Below are 6,629 nucleotides of genomic sequence, written 5' to 3'. Positions count from 1 at the left end.
ACCCAGCCACCGTGCGGTAGCCAAACGACGGCACGTCCTCGATCAAGTCCTTGATCGGTCCGACCAAAGCCTCCTGCACCTTGGGCGGGGCCTTCCTGGACCGGTAGTACATCGTGCGCCTGGGCACACCGAACAGGTGTTACCAAGGCGCATGTACAGCGCATGCAAAATCAGGGGTCAGCATGTAGCCCGGATAAGGCATCGCCGCCTCCGGGACGGGCCGCATCGCGGCCCTGGTGTGCAGGATGCTGGCGTGCATCCGCGTGCCGTGTGTTTTCCCCGGATGCGCTTTGCTTATCCGGGCTACGCACTGTTGCTGCTCAGCGCCATGGCGGCATTTGCCAGCTGGCTCGTGGTCATGGCGTGCGAGCGATGCGGCAACGGCACCCCAGCTCACAACTGATGGATCAACTGGGAGTGCCGGCATGAAAACGTGGGGAAATCTCAGGGCCGAAGCCCGTTTTTTCAATCACCTACAGCCCAAATCTCAAGCTTTTTTGTGCTTGGCCAACCGCAACCAGGTATCCACCACCGTATCCGGATTCAGCGACACCGACTCGATCCCCTGATCCATCAACCACTCGGCAAGATCCGGATGATCGGACGGCCCCTGGCCACAGATGCCGACATATTTGCCCTTGGCTCGGGCCGAGGAGATCGCCATGGCCAGCAGCTTCTTCACTGCTGGGTCGCGCTCGTCGAACAGGCTGGCGACCAGGCTGGAATCGCGGTCGAGTCCCAGCGTCAGCTGGGTGAGGTCGTTGGAGCCGATGGAGAACCCATCGAAGATTTCCAGGAACTCGTCGGCCAGCAGGGCGTTGGAGGGGACCTCGCACATCATGATGATCTTGAGCGGCTTCTCGCCCTCGGCATGGGCCCCCTGCCTGAGGCCGTTGGCGTCCAGCACATCGACCACCTTGCGGCCTTCGCCCAGGGTGCGCACGAACGGGATCATCACCCAGACATTGTCCAGGCCCATGACCTCGCGCACCTTCTTGACCGCCTTGCACTCCAGCGCGAAGCAGTCGGCAAAGGTCGGGTCGACGTAGCGGCTGGCGCCGCGGAAGCCGATCATCGGGTTTTCCTCGTGCGGCTCGTACTTCTCGCCGCCGATGAGGTTGGCGTATTCGTTGGACTTGAAGTCCGACAGGCGCACGATGGTGGGCTTGGGGTAGACCGAGGCGGCGATGGTGGCGATGCCTTCGGCCAGGCGGTCGATGTAGAAGGGCACCGGGCCGTCATAGCCGGCGATGCGCTCGTCGATTTGCGCCTTCACCTCGGCGTCCTGACGGCCATACTCCAGCAGCGCCTTGGGATGCACGCCGATGTGACTGGCGATGATCATCTCCAGACGCGCCAGTCCGATGCCGGCGTTGGGCAGCATGCCGAAGTCGAATGCGCGGTCCGGGTTGGCCACGTTCATCATGATCTTCAGCGGGGCTTCGGGCATGGCGCCCAGGTCCGCGGTGATGCGCTCGAAATCAAGCAGACCCTCGTAGATCAGGCCGGTGTCGCCTTCGGCGCAGGACACGGTGACATCGGTGCCGTCCGGGACCAGTTGCAGCGCGTTGCCGGTGCCGACTACCGCAGGCACGCCCAGTTCGCGGGCAATGATGGCGGCATGGCAGGTGCGCCCGCCGCGGTTGGTGACGATGGCCGAGGCGCGCTTCATGATCGGCTCCCAGTCGGGGTCGGTCATGTCCGCGATCAGCACGTCGCCGGCCTGGAACTGGTTCATCTGCTCCAGCGACTTGACCAGGCGGGCCTTGCCGGCGCCGATCTTCTGGCCGATGGAGCGGCCCTCGGCCAGCACCTTGCCTTGCTCGTTGAGCTGGAAGCGCTCGCGCTGGGTGGCGCTGGCGCGTGATTTCACGGTTTCAGGCCTTGCCTGCACGATGTACAGCTTGCCCGTGGCCCCGTCCTTGGCCCACTCGATGTCCATGGGCCGCTGGTAGTGCTTTTCGATGGTCAGCGCCTGGCGCGAGAGCTCCTCGACGTCTTCATCGGTGATGCAGAACCGCTGGCGCAGTTCGGCGGGCGTGTCCTCGGTGCGCACGCGCTCACCCTCGGCGTCGGAATAGGTCATGCGCAGCTGCTTGGAACCGAGCTGGCGGCGCAGCACGGCCGGCTTGCCGGCGCGCAGGGTGGGCTTGAAGACGTAGAACTCGTCGGGGTTGACCGCACCCTGGACCACCATCTCGCCCAGGCCATAGCTGCCGGTCACGAAGACCACGTCGCGGAAGCCCGACTCGGTGTCCAGCGTGAACAGCACGCCGGCGGCGCCGATGTCCGAGCGCACCATCAGCTGGATGCCTGCGGACAGGAACACGTCCTCGTGCTTGAAGCCATGGTGCACGCGGTAGGCGATGGCACGGTCGTTGTACAGCGAGGCGAACACTTCCTTGACCGTGTGCAGGACATCGTCGATGCCCATCACGTTGAGGAAGGTCTCCTGTTGGCCGGCAAAGGAGGCGTCCGGCAGGTCCTCGGCGGTGGCCGAGGAGCGCACGGCGACGGCGATGTCGTCGGCACCGGCGTCCTTGCACAACTTGATGTAGGCCTCGCGGATCGCTTGCTCCAGGTCGTCGGGCAGGGCGGTGTCCACGATCCAGCCGCGGATCTCCTTGCCGGCGGCGACCAGGGTGTCGACTTCATCGACGTCCAGGGTCTCCAGGCGGTCGCGGATGCGCTTGGCCAGGCCGCTTTTTTCCAGGTAGGTCTGGTAGGCGTCCGCCGTGGTGGCAAAGCCACCGGGCACGGACACGCCCAGCTGGGCCAGGTTGCCGATCATCTCGCCGAGCGAGGCGTTCTTGCCGCCCACGCGGGCAAGGTCGGTCATGCGCAGGCTGTCGAGCCAAAGCACCAGGTCAGTCAAAACGGAGACTCCCTTCCAGGTCGGGTCGGCCGCACCGATCATGAGCGGCGATGAGAACGCCTATTGTCGCCCGCTGAACCGGCTTCAACAAGGTTTTCGGTCTAGATCATGGTCGTAGGCACGGAGGAGAACCCCGCTCTCGGGTAGACTGCTGCAGTCCGTCCAGGGAGCTTTTACGGCATGCGCCGCACGGTGTTCTTCATTTCCGATTCGACCGGGATCACGGCCGAGACCATCGGCCATTCGATCCTGGCCCAGTTCGAGGGCATCGATTTCGATGCCCACCGTCTGCCGTTCGTGGACGATTCGGCCAAGGCGCAGGCCGCGGCCGTGCAGATCAAGACCATGTATGCCCGCACCGGGATCAAGCCGATCGTGGTCAACACCATGGTCGACCCGGACCTGTGCGACGTGGTGGCCAGCAGCGGAGCGCTGATGATCGACCTGTTCGCGCCGTTCATGGGCCAGTTGGAACGCGAGCTGGATGCGCGACGGTCGGGCGCGGTCAACCGCTCGCATGGCCTGGTCGACTCCGGTCGCTATGACAACCGCATCAACGCCACCAACTATGCCCTGACGCACGACGACGGCATGAGTACCAAGTTTGACACCGCTGACGTGATCCTGGTCGGCGTGTCCCGCTCGGGCAAGACGCCAACCTGCTTGTACATGGCGCTGCAGTTTGGCATCAGGGCGGCCAATTATCCGCTGACCGACGAGGATCTGGAGCGGCTGGAGCTGCCCGATTGCCTGCAAGACAACAAGTCGCGCATGTTCGCGCTCGACATCGATGCGGAACGGCTTTCGCATATCCGTGCCGAGCGGCGACCGAACAGCCGCTATGCCAGCGCCGAGCAGGCACGCTGGGAGCTGGGCCAGGCCCGGCGGTTGTTCAAGCAGGAGCAGATCGCGCAGATCAATACCACGCATCTGTCGATCGAGGAAATCGCCTCGCGCATCCTCAGCCACTTCGGACTGGTGCGTGACACGTTCTGATGTCTTGTGCGGTCTGGGGACGCATTAACGCAGTCCCGCCCGGAGCGATGCTAGCATCAGACCATGAGTGCCATTCTTGACCGTCCCGCCTCCGTCCTGCCCAGCCGTTTCGGCTATCTGATGGGGCTGTACTCCGAAAACCACGCGCGGCTTTCTCGGCTGTTCGCGCCGCAGCGGCTGGAGTCGGGTCATTACGTGTCCGACCCCGGCGACGGCATCGAGGTGCACATGACCGTGCAGACCCGCCATCGCTATACGCTGGAGCTGGACCTCAGCTACGGCTTCATCGATGACCGGACCGGATTGCCCACGCCTTCGGCGCAGCTGCGCATGTACACCGACGCGCGACAGGCCGAGGCGTGGCATTGCGAACCGGGCCGTCATCTTTGGCAGGTGCTGGGTCCGTTTCCCAAGGCCAGCACGGTGCTGCAGCATCGCCTGCGCATGAACAGCTTCCTCAACCGCTGGCTGGAATACCTTTCCGAACAGGGACATTCCATCGGCACCCTGCAGCGAATTGACGTACCCACGCGCCTTCGCTGTCGCTGACCACGTTGCATCGATCCGACCTGTCCGTAGCCCGGACATGGTCGCAGGCCGCATCCGGCATGGAGCGCAAGTCGGCACCGTGTTGATTGTTCAAGCGCACCGAGTTTGTACCGCATGTTCCGACATGGCACCACCCTGCGATGGGTCCTTGCCCAGGCCAGGTTGAAGGCAAGAAAAAGCCCGCGCGAGGCGGGCTTTCTGCTTGATAGTGGCGGAGCGGACGGGACTCGAACCCGCGACCTCCGGCGTGACAGGCCAGCATTCTAACCAGCTGAACTACCGCTCCACGTTTTCTTCCAGCGTTACTGCATTTTCCGGTTTGAACCTGGCGTCCCCAAGGGGGTTCGAACCCCTGTTGCCGCCGTGAAAGGGCGGTGTCCTAGGCCACTAGACGATGGGGACTTTTCAGGATAATGGTGGAGCCAGCCGGGATCGAACCGGCGACCTCTACAATGCCATTGTAGCGCTCTCCCAGCTGAGCTATGGCCCCGCCGCTGGAAGCGCGAAAGATTAGTGGGGCGTCCGCGCTTCGTCAAGCGTTTTCGCGCAGATTGTTCGCGATCAGCGATATTGTTTTGGCGTGGCGACGCAGCGTCATGTTGCGCGACAAGGACTTGAACACATCCTGCATACTGTTCGTATATGCGCAAAGGGATCCTGCATGCACGATATCGGTTTCATTCGTGATCTGGCGGTAGTGATGCTGGTGGCAGGTGCCGCCATGCTGGTCTTTCATCGCCTGCGCCAGCCCGCGCTGCTGGGCTACATCCTGGTCGGCGTGCTGATCGGCCCGCACATGCCGACGCCGGCCCTGGTCGCCGATCCACGCACCATCAACGACATTTCCAACCTGGGCGTGGTGCTGCTGATGTTCACGCTGGGTCTGGAGTTCAGCGTACGCAAGCTGCGCAGCATGGGTGTGGGCGTGCTGATCGCGGCGGTGGCCGAGGTCGGCCTGATGCTCTGGTTGGGCTATGGTCTGGGCCAGTGGCTCGGCTGGTCGCGGATGGACACCATCTTCCTGAGTGCGATGATGGCGCTGTCTTCGACCATGGTGGCTTCGCGTACGCTGGCCGAGGTGGGTTTGCGACACCAGCCGTTCGCCAAGATGGTGGTGGGTATGCTGGTGGCCGAGGACGTGATGGCGGTGGTTTTGCTGACCGTGCTCACGGCACTGGCGCTGGGCGGCACCGCCGCGGCGGGTGCGGCGTTCACCGTAGTCGGGCATCTGGGGCTGTTCGTGGTGGTGGGGCTGATCCTGGGTTTGCTGCTGCTGCCGCGACTGGTCGACCATGTGGCCGGGTACGGCCGCGACGAGGTGCTGCTGATCTGCGTGCTGGGAATCTGTTTCGGTGCCTGTCTGCTGGCATCTTCACTGGGTTTCAGTGTGGCGCTGGGTGCTTTCCTGGCCGGCGCAGTGGTCGCCGAATCGCGCAGTTCAGAACGCGTACGCCACCTGGTCGAGCCGTTGCGCGACATGTTCGCGGCACTGTTTTTTGTCGCTATCGGCCTGAAGATCGATCCGTCCATGCTGCACAACTACATCCTGCCGGTACTGGGCATCGCGGCGACCGTGATCCTGGGCAAGACCGTGGCGGTGGGGGTGAACGTGTTTCTTACCGGTCACGATCCACGCACCTCCATGCGCACGGCATTGAGCATGGCGCAGATCGGCGAATTCTCGTTCGTGATGGCTACGCTGGGCGTGTCGCTGGGAGTGGTCAGCAACTTCATCTACCCGGTGATCGTGTCGGTGTCCGTGTTATGCATGGCGATCTCGCCGTATCTGGTGCGCTCGGCCGATCCGATCATCCGCGGTGCCCGGTGGCTGGTGCCGCGCCCGCTGCGCAGTGTGGCGCGAAGCTACAGCGAGTGGCTGGAGAACATGCGTCCCGTGGACGACAACGCCGTGATCGCGGCGATGTTCCGGCGTTTTCTGTGGCACATCGGCGTCAACATCGCATTGGTGGTGACGTTGTTCATCATCGGCGCCTACATCAATGCGCACAATTGGCGCTGGTTCACCGAGGTGGGCATCAACCGCGAGGCGCGGCATTCGGTGATCTGGGCCTGCGCACTGTTCCTTTCGTTGCCGATGCTGATCGCGGTGTACCGCAAGTCCGGCGCGCTGGGCATGCTGCTGGCCGAACTGGGTATCCGTGAGCGCTTCGCCGGACAGTACACCTATGCCATTCGCAACGTGCTGGCC

At 63.6% G+C, this 6,629-nt stretch carries 5 protein-coding genes and 3 tRNA genes; 4 read left to right on the top strand and 4 right to left on the bottom strand.

All coding sequences use genetic code 11. The features are described from left to right. Nucleotides 1-253: 253 nt before the first annotated feature. Nucleotides 254-403 carry a hypothetical protein gene (locus tag PF446_RS03415; RefSeq protein ID WP_298069744.1) on the top strand — a complete coding sequence of 50 codons (150 nt, stop codon included), beginning with the start codon at nt 254-256 and terminating at the stop codon, nt 401-403. A gap of 84 nt (nt 404-487) precedes the next feature. On the opposite strand, the gene ppsA is transcribed toward PF446_RS03415, so the two are convergent. Then, nucleotides 488-2,875: a phosphoenolpyruvate synthase gene (ppsA, locus tag PF446_RS03410; protein ID WP_298069741.1), complete on the bottom strand. Its 2,388-nt coding sequence runs from the start codon at nt 2,873-2,875 to the stop codon at nt 488-490. A 180-nt stretch (nt 2,876-3,055) separates the two neighbouring features. Here ppsA and PF446_RS03405 point away from each other — a divergent pair, with 180 nt between their 5' ends. Beyond that, nucleotides 3,056-3,871 (top strand): pyruvate, water dikinase regulatory protein, encoded by an 816-nt coding sequence (locus PF446_RS03405; RefSeq protein ID WP_298069739.1) that lies wholly within the window; start codon nt 3,056-3,058, stop codon nt 3,869-3,871. Between the two features lie 63 nt (nt 3,872-3,934). Beyond that, on the top strand, nt 3,935-4,420 hold the full coding sequence (locus tag PF446_RS03400; protein WP_298069737.1) for a DUF1249 domain-containing protein: 486 nt from the start codon (nt 3,935-3,937) through the stop codon (nt 4,418-4,420). A gap of 209 nt (nt 4,421-4,629) precedes the next feature. On the opposite strand, the gene PF446_RS03395 is transcribed toward PF446_RS03400, so the two are convergent. The 3 genes from PF446_RS03395 to PF446_RS03385 form a co-directional block, all read right to left on the bottom strand. After that, a tRNA-Asp gene (locus PF446_RS03395) sits at nt 4,630-4,706 on the bottom strand. Between the two features lie 40 nt (nt 4,707-4,746). After that, nucleotides 4,747-4,822, bottom strand: a tRNA-Glu gene (locus PF446_RS03390). Between the two features lie 12 nt (nt 4,823-4,834). Then, nucleotides 4,835-4,910: transfer RNA gene (locus PF446_RS03385), tRNA-Ala, on the bottom strand. 171 nt (nt 4,911-5,081) lie between these two features. Here PF446_RS03385 and PF446_RS03380 point away from each other — a divergent pair. Then, a partial coding sequence (locus PF446_RS03380; protein ID WP_298069735.1) for a cation:proton antiporter occupies nt 5,082-6,629 on the top strand: 1,548 nt, incomplete at its 3' end.

This window comes from Oleiagrimonas sp. (genome assembly GCF_027858935.1).
Classification (GTDB): domain Bacteria; phylum Pseudomonadota; class Gammaproteobacteria; order Xanthomonadales; family Rhodanobacteraceae; genus Oleiagrimonas.
The sequence above is the reverse complement of the archived record's forward strand: the minus strand, read 5'-3'. Positions and strand labels throughout refer to the sequence as shown.